Raw genomic sequence first — 17790 nt, forward strand, 5'->3', positions numbered from 1 at the left:
GTCGATGAAGATGCACATAAATCGACACTTTCTTTGATTGATCGCAAACTTGCAGGCTTAGTCCAAGGTTTGGGGCATTTTTGGCGGCTAAACTCGCCTGTCCTCCCTCAACACCCGAGGGGATCGGACCACTCCATACGACACCTTGCTTCAGGATTCAGTGGGGCTGCCTGAGCCAGTTTTTCAAGGCACTGGAGGGAATCGAACTCTCGGAGGCGACCGCAAAAGCCCCCCAATCCACCGCACACTGCAAAGCATCCTGGATCGCCATGCCACGGGCAAGACCATGAATGAGGCCACCGGCGAACGCATCCCCCGCCCCCGTGGTATCGACCACGGACACCGGCCGCGCCGCCACCCGGATCTGCTCCTCGCCGTGAATGGCCACGGCCCCCGCCTTGCCTTCGGTCAGCACCAGCCACTCCAGCTGATCTCCCGCCAGCTGCCTGGCATGCTGCCAGGGGTCGCCCACCTCGCCGAGATCGGAGCGGGAAGCGACCAGCACGTGGCAGGGGCGGCGCGCCTGCCCACCCTTGGGATACTGGGCCACCACGAAGCTCTTGCCGAGCATCTGGCGCATGTAGCCGATGATGGCGGTGCCGGGATAGTTCACGTAGAGGCAGTCCACCCCCTCCACCGGCAAGTCGCCGGGTAGATCGGGGCGACGCGGCCGCCTGAGGATGGTGCGCTCGCCGGTGGCGTCCACCAGGATCAGCAGCTCGCCTGTTGCGCCACCGAAGCGCTCCACATGAGAGCAGTCCAACCCGTAACCCGCCGCCTGCTCCAGCAGCCAGTCGCCCGCCTCATCCAGTCCGATGCGGGAGGCTATGGTCACCTCGTGGCCCGCCCATACCAGCCCTATGCCGGTGTTGGCGGCGCCGCCCCCCAGCCGGCGCCCCTGATCCACGTATTGCAGCCGGGCTCCGGCCACCAGAGGTTCGGAGAGGGAGAGCACATGATCACAGTTGAGATTGGCGAGCAGCAGAATACGGGACATGGAGAGACCTCACTGACAAGGGACCCCAGTATATGAGAAAGGGCCCTGACGGCCCTCCCTGAAATCGCGGGGTTTGTGAGCCCGCTCGACGTTTGCCGGCCGGCTTTACGCCGCTGTGTCAGCCCAGTACGGACTCGGCGCTGACGTACTCGTAGCCGAGCGCCTGGGCCACCGCGGCCTGGGTGACCTTGCCTTTGAACACGTTGAGACCGGCCCGCAGGTGCTTGTCATCCCTGAGCGCCTGGACATAGCCCTTGTCGGCCAGTGCCAGCACGAACGGCAAAGTGGCATTGGTCAGGGCGAAGGTGGAGGTACGCGCCACGCCACCCGGCATGTTGGCCACGCAGTAGTGGATGATGCCGTCCACCACATAGGTGGGATCCTCGTGGGTGGTCGGGTGGGACGTCTCGAAACAGCCGCCCTGATCGATAGCCACATCCACCAGCACAGAACCCTTGCGCATCAGCTTGAGCATGTCGCGGGTCAGCAGCCTGGGCGCCGCCGCCCCCGGGATCAGCACGGCGCCGATCACCAGATCCGCCTGGGCGATGCAAGCCTCGATATTGGTGCGGGTGGAGTAGAGGGTCTTGAGGGCCGGACCATACAGACTGTCCAGCTCCCGTAGCCGTGGCAGGGAACGATCCAGGATAGTGACATCGGCCCCCAACCCCAGCCCCATGCGCGCCGAGTTGACACCGACTACCCCGCCGCCCAGCACCACCACCTTGGCGGGCGCCACTGCGGGTACGCCACCGAGCAGGGTGCCATTGCCCCCCTGCGCCTTCTCCAGGCTGTGGGCCCCGGCCTGGATCGCCATCCTCCCCGCTACCTCGGACATGGGCGCCAGCAGCGGCAAGCCGCCGCGCTCGTCGGTCACCGTCTCGTAGGCGATGGCCACCACCCCCGAATGCACCAGCAGCTGGGTCTGCACCGGATCCGGCGCCAGGTGCAGATAGGTGAACAGCAGCTGATCCGGGCGCAGCAGTTCGCACTCCTCGGGCTGGGGCTCCTTCACCTTCACTATCATCTCTGCCCGGGCGAATATCTCCGCCGCGCTGACCACCAGCTCGGCCCCGGCCGCCTGGTACTCGGCATCGGACAATCCGATCGCCTCACCGCCCTGCTGTTGTACCAGGACCTTGTGTCCCCGGGCCGCCAGCTCCTGCACTCCGGCGGGAGTCATGCCGACCCGGTATTCATGGTTTTTGATTTCCTTGGGTACGCCAATAATCATGCTCGCTCTCCTGCTGTGATCCCGCCGGCCGCTCCTTCGCCACCGGGCAGTATGCCCAAAAATTGCAACAGCCACTGCATCATGGTAGCCGAGTCCACCTCCCCCTCCAGCGAGGAGAGGCTGCGCTGATAGCGGTCATCGGACAGGAAGTCCCGCCGCCGCTCGATCAACGCCCGGTTGTACTCCACCGAAAACTCCGGATGACCCTGAATGGCGACGATATGATCCCCCTGCAAGAACATGAAGTTGGGGCAAAAATCGTTGCCCGCCAGCCGGATCGCGCCCGGTGGCAGCTGCTCGACCTGATCCTGGTGGCTGGCCAGGATCCGGATCGTATCCAGCCCGGGCTGCATCCAGGCTCCGCTCGCCAGCATGGGATGCACCGACACCCCCAGCCCCCACCCCTTGGTAGACTTCACCACTTCGCCACCCAGCGCCTGGGCGATCACCTGATGGCCGAAGCAGACCCCGGCCAGCTTGACGTCGGCATCGTGCGCCTGGCGGATCCACGCCCGCAGCGCCTGGATCCAGGGGATATCGCTGTAAGCATCGTGGCGCGAGCCAGTGATGAGCCAGGCATCACACCCGTGCAGGTCGTCCGGCAGCTCACCATCGAGCGCCGACCAGACCCGAAACTCCAGCTCGGGGGCCAGGGCCCGAAAGCCCCTGATAAACATCTCGGAGTAAACAGGGCCAAAATCACCCGCCAAATCGGGATCCAGCCGGTCACAATCGAGAATTCCCAGTCGCATCTGTCACTCCTTTACAGAGGTTACCCCCGCAGAACGATGGCCTGCGGGGGCAATAGGTTGGCCATGTCAGCGTGCCTGCGCGTCACTTCATGGTCGGCATGGAGAACTCCGCGCCAGCACGCAGGCTCTGTGGCCAGCGCGCCGTCACCGTCTTCATCCGGGTGTAGAAGCGCACCCCATCAGGCCCATGCATATTGAGCGGCCCGAAGATGGACCGCTTCCAGCCACCGAAGCTGTGAAACGCCATGGGCACGGGGATAGGGACGTTCACCCCTACCATACCGACCTGAACCCTGGCGGTGAAGTCCCGCGCCGTATCACCGTCGCAAGTAAAGATGGCGGTGCCGTTACCGTACTCGTGTTCGTTGATGAGCTTGAGCGCCGTCTCGTAATCCGGGGCCCGCACTATGGCAAGCACGGGGCCGAAGATCTCCTCCCGGTAGATGCGCATGTTGGGGGTCACCTCGTCAAACAAACTGCCGCCGATAAAGTAGCCTTCCCCATGACTCACGCCGCGACCATCGACCCGCAGCAGAGCCCCCTCGGCCACCCCCTGATCCACATAATCGCGCACCTTGGCCAGATGCTCGCGACTGATGAGGGGCCCCATCTCGTTTTCCGGGGTCTGACCCAGCCCCGGGCCGACCCTGAGTTGCGCCACCAGTGGCGAAAGTTTTGCCACCAGCGTATCGGCTGTCTCATCCCCCACCACCACGGCCACCGAGATCGCCATGCAGCGCTCACCGGCAGCGCCATAGGCCGCCCCCATCAGGGCTGAGACCGCCTGGTCGAGATCCGCATCCGGCATCACCAGCATGTGGTTCTTGGCGCCGCCCAGCGCCTGCACCCGCTTGCCGTGGGCCGAGGCGGTGGCGTAGATGTACTGGGCGATGGGGGTAGAGCCGACAAAAGAGACGGCGCCGACCCGCGAGTCGGTCAGCAGCACGTCCACCACCTCCTTGTCGCCGTTGACCACGTTGAGCACGCCGTCCGGCAGACCGGCCTGCTTGAGTAGTTCGGCCATACGCAGCGAGAGGGAGGGATCCTTCTCGGAAGGCTTGAGAATGAAGGTGTTGCCGCAGGCGATGGCCACCGGGAACATCCAGAGCGGCACCATGGCCGGGAAGTTGAACGGCGTGATGCCGGCGCACACCCCCACCGGCTGCATCATGGAGTAGCTGTCGACCCCCCGGCCCACGTTGAGAGAGTGCTCCCCCTTGAGCAGGTGGGGAATGCCACAGGCAAACTCCACCACCTCGAGACCACGAGTCAGCTCGCCCTGGGCATCAGAGAAGACCTTGCCGTGCTCGCGGCTGATGAGCCGGGCCAGATCATCCCTGTGCTGCTCCATCAGCTCTTTGAAACGGAACAGCACCCGGGCCCGCACCAGCGGCGGGGTCTGCGACCAGTCGGCGAAGGCGCGCGCTGCCATGGCAATGGCCTCGTCGCATTCGGCGGCGGTACTGAGCACCACCTGACCCTGCTGCTGGCCGGTGGCCGGGTTGAAGATGGCACCGAAGCGCTCGCTGCGACTCTCCGTCGTCTCGCCGTTGATAAAGTTGCTGACCCGATATGTCATAAATCCTCCGTGATGGCTAATCCGTCTCTCCCTGCGCCGTCTCACGCGAGCCGGGCACAGGGAGATAGCGCCCACATCCGGGGCGCCATGCAGTGTAAGGTGAAAGTGGGTTACGCCTGCGTCTGCAACACGTCCTGCAGCAGGGTGAAGAGATCGTCGATCTGGCTGCGCTCCATGATGAGGGGCGGCGACAGGGCGATGATGTCGCCGGTGACGCGGACAAGCGCCCCCTTCTCGAAGCAGCGTACGAACACCTCATAGGTACGCTTGCCCGGTGCATCCGGCAGGGATTCGAGCTCGATGCCCGCCACCAGTCCATAGTTGCGCACATCCTTCACATGCTTGCAGCCCTTGAGGGAATGGGCCGCCTCCTCCCAGTAGCCCGCCAGATCGGCGGCGCGGGTGAGCAGATTCTCGTTGCGATAGATCTCGAGGGTCGCCAGCGCGGCGGCGGCGGCCACCGGGTGACCCGAGTAGGTGTAGCCGTGGAACAGTTCGATGGCGCCCTTGCCGGCGGCCATCATGTCGTCATAGATACCATTGCTCACCAGCACGGCCCCCATGGGGATAGCGCCGTTGGTGAGCCCCTTGGCACAGGTGATCATGTCGGGCAGGACATCGAACTCCTGAGCGGCGAAAGGGGAGCCGAGGCGGCCAAAGCCGGTGATCACCTCGTCGAAGATCAGCAGGATGCCGTGTTTGGTACAGATCTCCCGCAGTCGCTTGAGGTAGCCCTTGGGTGGCATAATGACACCGGTACTGCCGGCGATGGGTTCGACGATGACAGCCGCTATGTTGCTGGCATCGTGCAGGAAGACGATCCTCTCCAGCTCGTCGGCCAGCGCCACATCCTCTTCGGGCAGCCCTTTGGTAAAGGCGTTCTTGGCGATGTTGAGGGTATGAGGCAGATGATCTACCCCGGTCAACAGGGAGCCGAACCACTTGCGGTTACCGGGAATGCCCCCCACCGAGATGCCGCCGAAGCCGACCCCGTGATAGCCGCGCTCGCGGCCAATCAGCCGGGTGCGGGTACCCTGACCCCGCGCCCGCTGCCAGGCCAGCGCAATCTTGAGCGCCGTGTCCACGGCTTCCGAGCCCGAGTTGGTATAGAAGACATGGCCCAGCCCCTTGGGGGCTATCTCCACCAGCCGATTGGCCAGCTCGAACGGCAGGGGATGCCCCATCTGGAATGTGGGGGCAAAGTCGAGGTGAGAAATCTGCTGGGAGACCGCCTCGGCAATCTCGCGGCGACCATGGCCCGCGTTGCAACACCAGAGCCCGGCTGTGCCATCCAGTATCTTGCGGCCATCCTCTGAGTGATAATACATCCCCTCTGCCGACTTCAGGATGCGCGGCGCCGCCTTGAATTGCTGGTTGGCGGTAAACGGCATCCAGAAGGCGGACATATCGGAGGGCGTATTGATGTCGCTGATCGGTTTCATGGTCACCTCATCCTTAAGGTGTTTAGTAACTATCGGCTAACGCCTATTAAATTAAACACCTAAATTCCTAAAAAGGGGCTCATAATAGCCCCATTCGGTGCCACCCTTGGCTGATACATGAGCAGGATGGTATAAGATATTTAACACAATTTTAATAATAGTAAACAGTCAAGGAGTGTCTATTGATGGATATAGGTCACCGCCTCAAGGCGGTTCGCACCAAGGCGGCCCTCTCCCAGCGCGAGCTGGCCAAACGCTCCGGTGTGACCAACGGTTTTATCTCCCAGATCGAGAAAAATCAGGTGAGCCCCTCGGTATCCTCACTGCGCAAGGTGCTGGAAGGTATCCCCATGTCGCTCGCCAGCTTCTTCACCGAGGAGACCGAGATGGGCACCGAGGTGATCTTCCGCGCCAGCGACATGCCGGATCTCGGCACCCATCCCATCAGCTACCGGCTGATTGGCCACAGCCGCGCCAACCGTGCCATCGGCATGATGCAGGAGATACTGCCGCCGGGTGCCGACACGGGTGACGACATGCTGAGCCATGAGGGAGAAGAGTGCGGCATCGTCATCCGCGGCACGGTCGAGATCACCGTCGGCGAGCAGATCCACCAGCTGGCGGCGGGTGATGGCTACTACTTCGACAGCCGCACCCCGCACCGTTTTCGCAACGTGGGCGAGCAGGAGTGCGAGCTGATCTCCGCCAACACCCCGGCCAGTTTCTAAGGCCATTCAACGGCGTTCACGCCGATCGCTGCACCTTGCCCCGGCCGGTTTCTCGCTCATGGCGAGTGACAAGGATGGCCGTCATTGCCGGGGAGAAAGGGACAAGTGTTTAATGAATTGTTACAGGATGGATTTACAAGCGGCAAGATGTTTAGCATATTGATACGCAAAGACCAATTCTTTGCCGGTTCAAGGAGTGAACATGAGTGACCTGACCCTGGCCCAGTGGCAACACAAGGCCGTCCATCTGACCCTGCCCTCGCAAGCCTTCATTGACGGCAGCTACCGGGATGCCATCAATGGCGCCACCTTCGACTGCATCAACCCGGCCAATGGCCAGCTGCTGACCAAGGTCGCCGCCTGCGACGCCGCCGATGCCGAGCTGGCGGTGCAAGCCGCCCGCACCGCCTTCAGTGACAAACGCTGGAGCGGGCTGGCCCCGAAACAACGCAAGCTGATCATGCAACGCTTCGCCGAGCTGATGCGCCTGAACAAGGTGGAGCTGGCGCTGCTGGAGTCACTGGACATGGGCAAGCCCATTGGCGATGCCATGGGGTATGACGCCCCCGCCGCTGCCAACTGCATCGCCTGGAACGCCGAGGCCATCGACAAGATCTACGATCAGGTCGCCCCGGTGGAAGAGTCCGCGCTGGCACTGGTGACCCGTGAAGCGCTCGGGGTGGTCGCCGCCATAGTGCCCTGGAACTTCCCGCTGGTGATGGCCTGCTGGAAGCTGGGCCCGGCGCTGGCCACCGGCAACTCCGTCATCCTCAAACCCTCAGAGAAGTCGCCCCTCACCGCCCTGCGCATCGCCGGGATCGCGAAAGAGGCGGGCATTCCGGATGGGATCTTCAACGTGCTGCCGGGCTTTGGCCATACCGTGGGCGAGGCACTGGCCATGCACATGGACGTGGATTGCATCACCTTCACCGGCTCCACCAAGATCGGCAAACATCTGGTGGAGTGCTCCGGCAAGTCCAACCTCAAGCGTGCCTTTATGGAGTGCGGTGGCAAGAGCCCCAACATCATACTGGCGGACGCGCCGGATCTGGACGCCGCCGCCAAAAGTGCCGCTGGCGCCATCTTCTACAACCAGGGCGAGGTGTGCACCGCCGCCTCTCGCCTGCTGGTGCAAAACAGCATCAAACCGCAGTTCATGGAGCGGCTGCTGGCCCATGCCAAGGAGTGGATTTCGGCCGACCCGCTCGACCCTGCCACCCGCATCGGCGCCATGGTGGACCACATCCAGATGGAGCAGGTGTTGCGCTATATCGAGATTGGCAAGCAGGAGGGAGCCAAGCTGCTGCTGGGCGGCAACCGCACCAACACCGAGAGCGGCGGCTTCTATATCGAGCCCACCATCTTCGACGAGGTGACGCCCGAGATGCGCATCTTCCGCGAAGAGATCTTCGGACCCGTGCTGGCGGTGACCGGCTTCGATACCCTGGAAGAGGCGATCGCGCTGGGTAACGACACCGACTACGGTCTGGCTGCGGCTATCTGGACGACGGATCTCAACAAGGCGATCAAGGGATCCCGCGCCCTGCGCGCCGGCACAGTGTTCGTCAACAACTGGGATGGCGGCGACATGACGATGCCATTTGGCGGCTTCAAGCAATCAGGCAATGGCCGCGACAAGTCGCTGCATGCGCTGGAGAAATACACCGAGCTGAAAAGCACCTGGATCCAGCTCGAATAACATCAGAAATGACGGACATCCGCGAAAGAGGAGGAGAAATCCTCCTTTTTCATTTTTACCCTTTCATCGCCCGCCCCAATCGATATAATCATCAAATAGACAAGCCATTAAATATAAAGATAAAAATGTTATTTTTTCTGGGAAGTGTACTGTTTCTGGTGATAGGACTGCCGCTGCTGTTCTACCTGCTGGGACAGGGTGAGGCCTATGTGACCTGGGGTCCATGGATCTCCGCCATCGCACTCATGCTGTGGTTGCTGGCGGACGTCGAGAAGATCCGTCGCGGTGGGGGCCGCTGAGCAGAGAAGCCTGTCGTTAAAATCCGCTGATTATCATTTATTCACTTCTTTCCCTCCAAAAGGATCGCTACACTGATTTTTTTCGATGTTTTCCAGCATCCGACTCTCCAGTGAAGGTTATCCGCATGCAGCAACAAGCTCAGCGTCAGGGCATCATCTATGCCTTGTGCGCCTATACCCTTTGGGGCCTCGCCCCCATCTATTTCAAGACCATCTCAGCCGTACCGGCCCCCGAAATCCTGACCCATCGCATGATCTGGTCCTGCGTCCTGCTGATGGTGCTGACCTTGCTAGGCCGCCAGTGGCACAAGGTGCAGGCCGTGCTGCGCCAGCCAAAAGTGCTGCTCACCCTGGCCTTTACCTCGGTCACCGTCGGCGGCAACTGGCTGCTCTTTATCTGGGCCATCAACAACGGCCACATGCTGGATGCCAGCCTCGGCTACTACATCAATCCGCTGTTCAACGTGCTGCTCGGCATGCTGTTCCTGAGCGAGCGGCTGCGCCGCCTGCAGTGGTGGGCAGTGGGACTGGCGGTGATCGGTGTCGCCGTCCAGATCATCGCCTTCGGCTCCCTGCCATGGATTGCGCTGGTGCTGGCCTCCAGCTTTGCCATCTACGGCCTCATCCGCAAGAAGCTGGCTCTCGATGCCCTCACGGGCCTGCTGATCGAGACCATGATCATGCTGCCGCCGGCCGCCATCTACCTGTGGGGATTCGCCGACAGCCCCACCAGTCACATGACAGAAAACGGCTGGCAACTGAACCTGCTGCTGATCGCCGCCGGTGTAGTCACCACGGCGCCCCTGCTCTGCTTCACCGCCGCCGCCACCCGGCTCAAACTCTCCACCCTGGGTTTCTTCCAGTACATAGGCCCCAGCCTGATGTTCATACTGGCGGTCACTCTCTACGGGGAAGAGCTGGCGCTGGACAAGCTGATCACCTTCGGCTGCATCTGGAGTGCGCTTGTACTGTTCAGTCTGGACGGGTTGCGCAGCGGCAAGCGGCGCAGGGCGGCCAGCCAGAGTTGATGCCATGGCTCATCGACGCTGCAATAATCTACAAGCCAACATTCGGATTTCAGGTTATCAATAGTCGATGAGCCCTCCCCCATCCCGCATCCACTACTGGCAATCCCGGCTGTTGCCGGGGGTTGAACTCTCTCACTCCCACCACAGGGAGTTCAGCTATGGCCGCCACGTTCACCTGGACTATCACATTGGTCTGGTGCAGCAGGGCGGCCAGAAATTCATCCACAAGGGCAGCAGCCACCATCTGGTACGCGGCCAACTCTCCACCGTCAACCCGGACGAAATGCACGACGGCCTCAGCCTGCAGCCAGAAGGGTACGAGGTGCGGGTGTTTGCCATTGATCCCGAACAGCTGGCACGTTGGCTGCCAGATAGCCCTGAACCCTTCTTCGACAAGGGCTTGCAGAGCCGCCCCGACCTCTATCAGGGTTTCGCCCAGCTGCACATGTATCTGGATAATCCCCAACCGGACGGCCTGCTGGCGGAGAGTCAGCTGCTCGGGCTGCTCGGCGAACTGCTGCACATCGCACCTGAGCGCCACGCCCTGGCGGATCCACAGCTCAGATACCTGCGTGACTATCTGCTGGCCCGCCTGGATGAACGCCACAGTCTGGAAGATCTGGCCGCCCTGTTCGGGCTGGATCGCTTCGCCTTCTTGCGCCAGTTCAAGAAAAAGACCGGCATGACCCCCTATGCCTGGCTCAAACGGCTGCGACTGGAGCAGGGCAAGCGCCTGCTCGGCAGCGGTCTGCCGGTGAGCGACGTGGCACTGGCGGTCGGCTTCTTCGACCAGAGCCACTTTCACCACGGTTTTCGACAGGCATTCGGGCTCACCCCGGCGGACTACCGCCAACAGATGCAATCTTTTACGGGCCAGCCCGGCTAGATAAGGACCATGACAGCCCAAACCAGCTGATGACCGTCAGCAGATGCAATCTTTTACAATCTCCCCCAGCCCTGATCCCCCATGCTTCCCCCTCATACTGTCGTTGAGGTTTTGCCATGTTCACCAGCCTGTTTCTGACCATAGGTCTCATCCATCTTGTCGCCCTGGCGAGCCCGGGACCGGACTTCGCGCTGATCCTGCGCACCAGTCTGCACAGACCCACGGCCCTGGGGGCCGCGTTCGGCATAGCGCTGGCGATTCTGGTACACGCCACCCTCAGCCTGACTGGCATCAGCCTGCTGATCGCCGAACATCCCTGGTTGTTCATGGCGGTGAAGGTGGTCGGCGCCCTCTATCTGGGCTGGCTCGGCTGGGGAGCGCTCAAGGCCGCCTGGCACAGCTCGGCAACACTGGCCCTCAAGGCTGGCGGAGAGCAGCAGGGCTGGCGCAAGGGGATAGGGAGCGGGCTTGCCACCAATCTGCTCAATCCCAAGGCACTGCTGTTCTTCATGGGATTGCTGGCGGCCATGGTGACGCCGCAGGTGGACGGCCTGACGCGCGGCCTGCTGGTGCTGGAGCTGTTCCTGCTCTCTTTGGTCTGGTTCGGCGTGCTGGCCTGGAGCCTATCCACCCCGCGGGCCCAACGCCTGCTTGGTCGTATCCAGCGCCCGCTCAATCTGGTCACGGGTCTGCTGTTCGGCGCCGTCAGCCTCTCCATCCTGACCGGTATGGCCCAGCAACTGACGGTGCTCATCACTTAAGAAGGAGCGGGCCTCCTCCAGGGGGCCAAGTCGACCCTTTCCCTGCCTCTTGCAGCAGCCGGCCCAACCGCTCCATCAGTTCGGGGTGGTCTGTGTGGGCAAGGTTAAGCCGCATATAGTGGTGCCCCTCCTTACCGCGGGTGAAGAGGGATCCCGGGGCCAGGGCGATCCCTTCGGCCAGAGCCGACTGGGCCAGAGTCTCGCTGTTGACCCCGTCCGGCAGCCGTACCCAGCGAAACAGGCCCCCCTGGCCATCAAACTCCAGCTGGCAGCCCAGCCCCGTCAGCCAGTCATCAACTCGCCTCCCCGCATCACACAAACGTTGCCGGATCCGGCGCAATTGGCGGTCGTAGTGGCCGTCCCGCAGCAACCCCGTCAGCATCCGCTCCCCTATCTCCATGGTCACCCCGCCGCACACCTGCTTCAGACCGGCGAGGCTGGCCGCAAGGGCCGGGCTGGCTGCGACGAAGCCCAACCTGAGGTTGGCACTGAGCAGCTTGGAAAAACCCGACACATAAGTCACTCGCTCCCATCCCCCTATGCTGGCCAGCCGGGGCACTCTCTCCCCGAGCAGGTCCCCATAGAGGTCATCCTCGATCAGGTGACAATCCCAGCGGGACAGGAGTGCCAGCAGGCTGAACGCTTGGGCAGGCGAGAGCGACTGACCCGTGGGATTGTGCAGCAAGCCGGAGGTGAGATATAGCCGTGGCTTCTCCTCCATGAGCCAGCGTTCAAGCAGCAGCAGATCGGGCCCATCCGGGGTTCGGGGCAGAGATAGTACCCGGGCGCCATGCAGGCTCAGGATACCGTGGAAATTGAAGTAACAGGGATCATCCACCAGCACGGCATCACCTGGGCGCAGCAGCAACCGCAACAGCAAATCCAGCGCCTGCATGGTATTAGCCGTGGTCACCAGCTGGTCCGGGGTCAGCACCATGCCGAACACGGCCAGCCTCTCCCTCAAGGTCTCGCGCAGGGGGCGATAGCCGGCTGCATCCCCGTATTCGGCCAGTCTGAGGTTGGGCTGTCGACTCACCTGGCGCAGGGCCTGGCGAAGATTGTCATTATCGAGCCAGTCCGCAGGCAAGAAACCGCAGCCGGGACGGCTCGCCCCCTGCTCGCCTATCAGGGCGCGCCGGGAGACGCTCAGAAAATCCTGGGGCAGCAGTTTCCCCAGACTGTCACTATCCGGTACGGGGCCTCGGCGGGAGACGAAATAGCCGCGCCCCTGGCTGGCATAGACCAGCTGCTGGCCTTTAAGCCTGTCCAGGGCGTCCACCACGGTGAATTTGCTCACCCCAAACTGACGCGTCAGTGTATGGATGGAGGGGAGCCGTACCCCCATTGGCAGGACGCCATCCCGGATCAACTGGCCGAGGTGGTCCGTGATTTGAACCACCTTGGGCTCCCTCGGCTTGAATGCCAACGCAGGGATCATCATGGCTACCTCCTTGAGCAACTTTACCGGCTACTGTACCGGTAAAGTAAGGCCAAATGAATATCGCCCTTCCCTTCCCCCCCATGTGTGGCGAGATTAGAGTTGCCCCAGCAAATGAGGCCCTATCCACGGCCTGGCCCCCTATCTGCTGGAATTCAACTATGCCAAGCATCACTTTTCAGGAAAGCGGTGTCGTCATCGACTCGCCCAATCCGATCCGCCTGCTCGACATGGACGAGCATATCCGGTTCGCCTGTCGCGCCGGCAATTGCGGTACCTGCACCATAAATGTCGTCGAAGGGCTGGAGCAGCTATCTGCCCTGACACCCAGGGAGCAGCGACTTTTTGCGCTGACGAAACAAACCGATACCAACCTGCGCCTAGCCTGCCAATGCAAGGTGCTTGGCGACGTCATTCTTCGCTAAATCAACCCGAGGACTCTCACATGGAATTGAAAAACCGCATCACTGACCGTGCCATCGTTCGTCGTAAACCACTGCTCTCTCTTCAGGAAAGCAACAAGGTAAAGCGAGAGCTGGACGCATTCCTCGACACCAAGATAGACGAATGGAATCGCACCGTTCCCTTCGCACGCCACCTAGAGGGGGCTGAAGTCAACTTGCCCTACTATCGCCAAACCCTCATGGAGCACGCCTGGCGCATCCGCCTGATACGAAGCGCCCAGTGTAACAACCTGCACAAGATCAGCCGCATCAATGCCGAAGCCGCCCAGCGCTATGCAGCCTATCAGGATGAAGAGATGCTGCACGACACCTTGTTCATTCAGGATGCAGAGCGGATCGGCGTCACTCAGGAAGAGATCTATCGTACCGAACCCAGTTTCTACACCCGGCTGCTGGCGGGTTACCTCTATTTCGTAGCCGAACATGAGAAGCCCCTCGGCGTAGTCTGCTACAGCTATCTGGTCGAATACACCACTCAGAAGATCACCCCCAAGCAGATTGCCGCCATGGCCGACTCCCTGGGCAAAGACAAGATTGCCGGCCAGGCTGCCCACCTAAACACCGACCTGGTGGAAGATCACACCCAGGAGATGTGGGACATCTTGCATTTGCTCATCGAGAGCGAGCAGGACATCGCCGACATCAAGCGCTACTTCAGCGAAATCCAGGAACTGCTCAAGCTGTTCTTCGTGGAGCTGTACGAGAAGCATGGCCAGCCTACAGGCCAAGCCGCATAAGCACAGAGTGGGGCCTGTCCATCATGCCCCCTCCCAAGGAGTGACCCCATGAATTCACGCACAGGTGTCCTGATCCTGTCCCACCAACTGCTCTCCATGGTCGCACCACTGCAACAACAGCTGGCAGCCCGAGGGCTCGACTGTTATGTCCTATCTTCCCGCCCATCGCGCGCGATCACTCCCCCCTGGCTGGATTGGGTAAGCCAGCTTGAGATCACGGATGACTATGCTCTGACCATGCAGGACATAGAGGCTTACTTGGCACGGCTGCCCGGCGAGATCACCCTGTTGGCCTGTATCTCGGTATGGGATGGCTATCGTGAGCTCATGGCACAGACCAATGGACTACTCGGCGCAACCGACCTCGACGTGACCAGCGTAACCCGGCTGCGAGACAAGTTGACCATGCGACGCTGGCTGCACAGAGACAGACTCTCCCGGGTGCAGGCTCACCCGCTCATCGACACCTTGTGGCAAAGGCTCAGCGATCGTAGCGCCTTCTTTATCAAGCCCAGAACCGGGCTTGCCTCATTCGGCGCATTCCGGGCGGACAAGCTGGATCAACCGAGCCAGCTCGAAGAGCTGTGGCAACAGGCCTGTACCGATCAGGCCTATGCCGGTGTCTTTAAGGAGGAACCGGAATTCATCATCGAAGACCTGATCAGGGGCTCCGAGTATTGCTTCGAGGTCATAGTGGCGAAAGGGCAGGTTCAGGTACTGGCAATCCATGAAAAAATAGACATGCACCAACAGGGTTTTACCGTGTTGGAGAACGCCTGCGTTTGCCCCCCCGTCTCGATGCAACCAGCGCAGTTAGCGGAGGGTAAGACGTTCGTGGCCCGGTGTCTGGCGAGCCTAGAAATCACTACGGGATTGTTCCATATCGAGGCCAAGTTTGCCGAAGAGCAAGGATGGGAGATTGTCGAAATCAACCCGCGCATCGGCGGCGCCTACATACTGGAGAGCACCAGGCATCACGCCGGGGTAGACCTGCTCTCCCTCTGGCTAGACAGCCTGCTATCCCAGCCGCTCCAGCCAGCGCCTCCCTTGAACCGGCGCAGCTTCTTTCGTGTCTTCTTCGGTCAGAGTGGTCGCACCCTGTCGCGTATCCAGCCCCAGAGCGGTAACGAGGCCCCCCTGCTCGATCAGCGCCTGTTTGTACAGGAGGGGGATCGCCTGCCGGAGATAGCGCGGGAGATCTTCATCGGTCAGGCGCTCTGGGACATCTCAGCACTGCCACACCACAAATTCTCTGACTTCGTCGCCAGCACGGCGCACCACTTCCAGGTGGAGTATCAAGCATGAACATCGTCATCCTGCACCGGTTACCCTACGGCAAGATCCGTTATGACCAGGTGATAGACCACTGCGCACACAGGGTGGATTACCTCTGCCTGCCCGGCGGCCAGGCAGACCTTCCCGCCGGGAGTCACCATCATGAGGTCGCCAGCTTCGAGGTCGAGGAACTGGCCCGCCAATACGCTCCCCAGCTGCACGGGGCCGATCGGCTGATCGCCCGATCCGAATACGAACTGCTGGCGGCCGCCCTGCTACGAGAGCGCTTCGCCATCCCGGGGGATCGCCCGGCGGCCATACTGCCCCTGCGCGACAAGTGGGCCATGCGCCTTCGCTGCCGCGCTGCCGGCATCCCTCAGCCCGACTTCTGGTCACTTGAGGCATTTGCCAACCTGCCGGATAGCCTTGGCTGCTTCGTGCTGAAACCCAGGCTGGAAGCCTCTAGCACAGGGATAGTGATGGGGGATCGGCAGACAATGCTCGACACCATCGGACTCCTGACTCGCCCCGACGACTACTTCGTGGAGGCCTTCATTGCTGGCAGCATCTGCCATCTGGACGGTTTTCTGAGCGATGGTCATGTCATACAGTCCATCACCAGCCGCTATGTGGGTAACTGCCTCGACTACGCAGGGGGCGCCCCTCTGGGCTCGGTCCAGATAGCCCCCCAGCCGCAGATGGAAAACCTGCTACGCCAGACCCTGGCCGCCTTGGGTCAGGAACAGGGCTGCTTTCACTTCGAGCTGATCCAGGATGAGGCGGGCCGGGTTCATTTCCTCGAGACAGCCTGCCGGGTCGGCGGGGCCGGGGTCGCCGATACCTTCGCCCTGAGGACCGGGCTTAACCTCTACCACATCGACCTGCAATACCAGCTCCACGGGAAGATCACCCAGCATGCCGTCCCACTGAGTGACATCCACTACGGCTGGTTCGTCTACCCGGCCCACCACACGGGTGAGGCCCAACACATCCACTTCGACCACGGCTGCTGGAGCGATCTGTTGCACAGTTGGCATCAGGCGGAGCCCAAAATGGTGCGTCCCGGCAGCATCAGCTATGCCACCGGCGCCACCCCCTTGTCCGGCATAGTCCATGGCCGGGAGGAGACCTTGCCCCAGGCCCTCGGCGCCCTGCTGAAGCAGACCCGAGTGGAATACAAATTAACCCCGCCAGCGCGGATGGAGGCATCAGCATGAACCCCTGTTACGTCATCGTCGGTTACAACAATGTGCGCATCTATGATGTCGCCAAGCTCCGCCAACTGGCTCACGACCAATTTGATTGCCAGCTGGTGCTGGTGGTGGAACGGGCCAGCCTGCAAGACTGGCAGGCCGCCGACCTGGTGATCCAGGCGGATCTCGGCCAGGACCCCGCTCTGCCGCAGGTATGCCAAGCCCTGGCAGAGGCAGCCATGACGCCAATAGGTATACTCCCCTTCTCCGATCGAGGGGTACCGCTCGGTGCTATGCTGGCCCAGCACTACCTGCTGCCCGGCGCCCAACCAGAGGCGGCCTTGGCGGGCCTGGACAAGCGACGCTTTCGGGCCATGGAGGCCGAAGTACCCGCCCCGGATCACTATCTGCCCCTGACGGCCCGGGCTATCGACAGCCTGGAGACCCTGGTCGCAACCCGGGAGGAACTCGGCGGCAAGGGCTTCATCAAGCCCGTGGCCGAGGGCAACAGCCGGGGCTGCATGGCGGTCCATGCGCACACCGACTGTGCCTCCGTCTGGGCGGAGCTGGCCCCCTATCACGCCAGCGGCATCATGATGGAGCCCCTCATCGAGACGGCGCGGGAATTTAGCTGGGATTATGTGGCCGGTTGTCGCTGGCTGACCGAGAAGCACACCACCCAAGGGGAGTACCGCGCCGAGTACCAGCAGATAGTGCCGGCCCGACTCACCTCGGAGCAAACCCGCTGGCTCAATCAGGCCGGGGGCTTCATGCGTCAGCTGCTGGCAAAGGAGTGGGGGGCCTATCACAACGAGCTATTCCTGCGCGAGCAGGGGGCCAGCGCGGTGGAGAGCAACATGCGGCCAGCCGGCATGCACATCTGGGATCTCGCCGCCCTCAGCTTCGATGCATTCGATCCCTGGCAGCGCTGGTTGCACTGGGCCAGCACGGGCCAGACCCATACAACCCTTCCACGCCAGCTGGGCTATAGCGGGATCCGCATGTTGCGCCCCCGCCAGAGCGGGACGCTGAGCCGCCAGGCCGATATCCCGCAGCTCGCACAGGCACTGGGCATCACATTGCATCAGGGCAGCTACAGCAAGGCCTCGGGGGAGAGAGTCAGCACCAGGGTGACCGACAATGGAGGTTTCATGGGCCAGATAGTGTTACACCACGCCGACTACCCGACCCTGCTGGCCCAGCTCGATGCCTTGGCCGACGCCATTGAGACCGGCACCCTGATCGCCTGCGACCAGCCGGTCGTCCACTGCTGAGGAG

The 17790-nt window shown here is 62.0% G+C and carries 17 protein-coding genes; 11 read left to right on the forward strand and 6 right to left on the reverse strand.

Annotated elements, in window-relative coordinates:
• Positions 1–157 precede the first annotated feature (157 nt).
• The 5 genes from GWQ22_RS03030 to GWQ22_RS03050 form a co-directional block, all read right to left on the reverse strand.
• Positions 158–997 (reverse strand): PfkB family carbohydrate kinase, encoded by an 840-nt coding sequence (locus GWQ22_RS03030; RefSeq protein WP_275929417.1) that lies wholly within the window; start codon positions 995–997, stop codon positions 158–160.
• 118 nt (positions 998–1115) lie between these two features.
• Entirely contained in the window at positions 1116–2231 is a 1116-nt protein-coding gene (gene ald, locus GWQ22_RS03035; RefSeq protein WP_275929418.1) for an alanine dehydrogenase, read from the reverse strand.
• Positions 2228–2983 carry a glutamine amidotransferase gene (locus GWQ22_RS03040; RefSeq protein ID WP_275929419.1) on the reverse strand — a complete coding sequence of 252 codons (756 nt, stop codon included), beginning with the start codon at positions 2981–2983 and terminating at the stop codon, positions 2228–2230. Before GWQ22_RS03040 ends, ald begins: the two co-directional genes overlap by 4 nt.
• An 82-nt stretch (positions 2984–3065) precedes the next feature.
• Positions 3066–4562, reverse strand: coding sequence for a CoA-acylating methylmalonate-semialdehyde dehydrogenase (locus GWQ22_RS03045; protein ID WP_275929420.1), 1497 nt, complete (start codon positions 4560–4562; stop codon positions 3066–3068).
• 110 nt (positions 4563–4672) lie between these two features.
• Positions 4673–6004, reverse strand: coding sequence for an aspartate aminotransferase family protein (locus GWQ22_RS03050; RefSeq protein ID WP_275929421.1), 1332 nt, complete (start codon positions 6002–6004; stop codon positions 4673–4675).
• Positions 6005–6189: 185 nt separating this feature from the next.
• On the opposite strand from GWQ22_RS03050, the gene GWQ22_RS03055 reads away from it, so the two are divergent.
• The 6 genes from GWQ22_RS03055 to GWQ22_RS03080 all read left to right on the forward strand — a co-directional run bounded on the left by GWQ22_RS03055 (position 6190) and on the right by GWQ22_RS03080 (position 11405).
• A complete protein-coding gene (locus tag GWQ22_RS03055; protein ID WP_042033953.1) occupies positions 6190–6732 on the forward strand; it encodes a cupin domain-containing protein in 543 nt (180 codons plus the stop codon).
• Between the two features lie 202 nt (positions 6733–6934).
• A complete protein-coding gene (locus GWQ22_RS03060) occupies positions 6935–8431 on the forward strand; it encodes an aldehyde dehydrogenase (protein ID WP_275929422.1) in 1497 nt (498 codons plus the stop codon).
• A gap of 125 nt (positions 8432–8556) precedes the next feature.
• On the forward strand, positions 8557–8730 hold the full coding sequence (locus tag GWQ22_RS03065; protein ID WP_209418464.1) for a hypothetical protein: 174 nt from the start codon (positions 8557–8559) through the stop codon (positions 8728–8730).
• 125 nt (positions 8731–8855) lie between these two features.
• A complete protein-coding gene (gene rarD, locus GWQ22_RS03070; RefSeq protein ID WP_275929423.1) occupies positions 8856–9758 on the forward strand; it encodes an EamA family transporter RarD in 903 nt (300 codons plus the stop codon).
• A 67-nt stretch (positions 9759–9825) separates the two neighbouring features.
• Positions 9826–10644: an AraC family transcriptional regulator gene (locus GWQ22_RS03075; protein WP_275929424.1), complete on the forward strand. Its 819-nt coding sequence runs from the start codon at positions 9826–9828 to the stop codon at positions 10642–10644.
• Positions 10645–10760: 116 nt separating this feature from the next.
• Complete coding sequence (locus GWQ22_RS03080; protein ID WP_275929425.1) at positions 10761–11405, forward strand: LysE family transporter; 645 nt, start codon at positions 10761–10763, stop codon at positions 11403–11405.
• Here GWQ22_RS03080 and GWQ22_RS03085 read toward each other — a convergent pair.
• Positions 11398–12846 carry a PLP-dependent aminotransferase family protein gene (locus GWQ22_RS03085; RefSeq protein ID WP_275929426.1) on the reverse strand — a complete coding sequence of 483 codons (1449 nt, stop codon included), beginning with the start codon at positions 12844–12846 and terminating at the stop codon, positions 11398–11400. The two genes, GWQ22_RS03080 and GWQ22_RS03085, sit on opposite strands and share 8 nt — an antisense overlap.
• 158 nt (positions 12847–13004) lie before the next feature.
• Between GWQ22_RS03085 and GWQ22_RS03090 the strand changes: the two genes are divergently transcribed.
• From GWQ22_RS03090 to GWQ22_RS03110, 5 genes are read left to right on the forward strand one after another with little or no spacing between them, the layout of a single operon-like run.
• Positions 13005–13268: a 2Fe-2S iron-sulfur cluster-binding protein gene (locus GWQ22_RS03090; RefSeq protein WP_275929427.1), complete on the forward strand. Its 264-nt coding sequence runs from the start codon at positions 13005–13007 to the stop codon at positions 13266–13268.
• A 20-nt stretch (positions 13269–13288) separates the two neighbouring features.
• On the forward strand, positions 13289–14044 hold the full coding sequence (locus GWQ22_RS03095; protein WP_275929428.1) for an iron-containing redox enzyme family protein: 756 nt from the start codon (positions 13289–13291) through the stop codon (positions 14042–14044).
• A gap of 48 nt (positions 14045–14092) precedes the next feature.
• Positions 14093–15349, forward strand: a complete 1257-nt coding sequence (locus GWQ22_RS03100) for an ATP-grasp domain-containing protein (RefSeq protein WP_275929429.1) — start codon at positions 14093–14095, stop codon at positions 15347–15349.
• Entirely contained in the window at positions 15346–16536 is a 1191-nt protein-coding gene (locus GWQ22_RS03105) for a hypothetical protein (RefSeq protein ID WP_275929430.1), read from the forward strand. Before GWQ22_RS03100 ends, GWQ22_RS03105 begins: the two co-directional genes overlap by 4 nt.
• The gene (locus GWQ22_RS03110) at positions 16533–17786 is read left to right on the forward strand and encodes a biotin carboxylase (RefSeq protein ID WP_275929431.1); all 1254 of its coding nucleotides are present in this window, start codon (positions 16533–16535) and stop codon (positions 17784–17786) included. Before GWQ22_RS03105 ends, GWQ22_RS03110 begins: the two co-directional genes overlap by 4 nt.
• Positions 17787–17790: the final 4 nt, after the last annotated feature.

This window comes from Aeromonas sp. 1HA1 (assembly GCF_029237385.1).
Lineage (GTDB): Bacteria > Pseudomonadota > Gammaproteobacteria > Enterobacterales > Aeromonadaceae > Aeromonas > Aeromonas popoffii.

Excerpts from the sequence above, each read along its gene's own strand:
- GWQ22_RS03050 (WP_275929421.1), bottom strand. The coding sequence starts at position 6,004 with ATGAAACCGATCAGCGACATCAATACGCCCTCCGATATGTCCGCCTTC.
- GWQ22_RS03100 (WP_275929429.1), top strand. The coding sequence starts at position 14,093 with ATGAATTCACGCACAGGTGTCCTGATCCTGTCCCACCAACTGCTCTCC.
- GWQ22_RS03090 (WP_275929427.1), top strand. The coding sequence starts at position 13,005 with ATGCCAAGCATCACTTTTCAGGAAAGCGGTGTCGTCATCGACTCGCCC.
- GWQ22_RS03110 (WP_275929431.1), top strand. The coding sequence starts at position 16,533 with ATGAACCCCTGTTACGTCATCGTCGGTTACAACAATGTGCGCATCTAT.
- GWQ22_RS03080 (WP_275929425.1), top strand. The coding sequence starts at position 10,761 with ATGTTCACCAGCCTGTTTCTGACCATAGGTCTCATCCATCTTGTCGCC.
- GWQ22_RS03045 (WP_275929420.1), bottom strand. The coding sequence starts at position 4,562 with ATGACATATCGGGTCAGCAACTTTATCAACGGCGAGACGACGGAGAGT.
- rarD (WP_275929423.1), top strand. The coding sequence starts at position 8,856 with ATGCAGCAACAAGCTCAGCGTCAGGGCATCATCTATGCCTTGTGCGCC.
- GWQ22_RS03055 (WP_042033953.1), top strand. The coding sequence starts at position 6,190 with ATGGATATAGGTCACCGCCTCAAGGCGGTTCGCACCAAGGCGGCCCTC.
- GWQ22_RS03040 (WP_275929419.1), bottom strand. The coding sequence starts at position 2,983 with ATGCGACTGGGAATTCTCGATTGTGACCGGCTGGATCCCGATTTGGCG.
- ald (WP_275929418.1), bottom strand. The coding sequence starts at position 2,231 with ATGATTATTGGCGTACCCAAGGAAATCAAAAACCATGAATACCGGGTC.
- GWQ22_RS03030 (WP_275929417.1), bottom strand. The coding sequence starts at position 997 with ATGTCCCGTATTCTGCTGCTCGCCAATCTCAACTGTGATCATGTGCTC.
- GWQ22_RS03065 (WP_209418464.1), top strand. The coding sequence starts at position 8,557 with ATGTTATTTTTTCTGGGAAGTGTACTGTTTCTGGTGATAGGACTGCCG.
- GWQ22_RS03060 (WP_275929422.1), top strand. The coding sequence starts at position 6,935 with ATGAGTGACCTGACCCTGGCCCAGTGGCAACACAAGGCCGTCCATCTG.
- GWQ22_RS03095 (WP_275929428.1), top strand. The coding sequence starts at position 13,289 with ATGGAATTGAAAAACCGCATCACTGACCGTGCCATCGTTCGTCGTAAA.
- GWQ22_RS03105 (WP_275929430.1), top strand. The coding sequence starts at position 15,346 with ATGAACATCGTCATCCTGCACCGGTTACCCTACGGCAAGATCCGTTAT.
- GWQ22_RS03085 (WP_275929426.1), bottom strand. The coding sequence starts at position 12,846 with ATGATGATCCCTGCGTTGGCATTCAAGCCGAGGGAGCCCAAGGTGGTT.
- GWQ22_RS03075 (WP_275929424.1), top strand. The coding sequence starts at position 9,826 with ATGAGCCCTCCCCCATCCCGCATCCACTACTGGCAATCCCGGCTGTTG.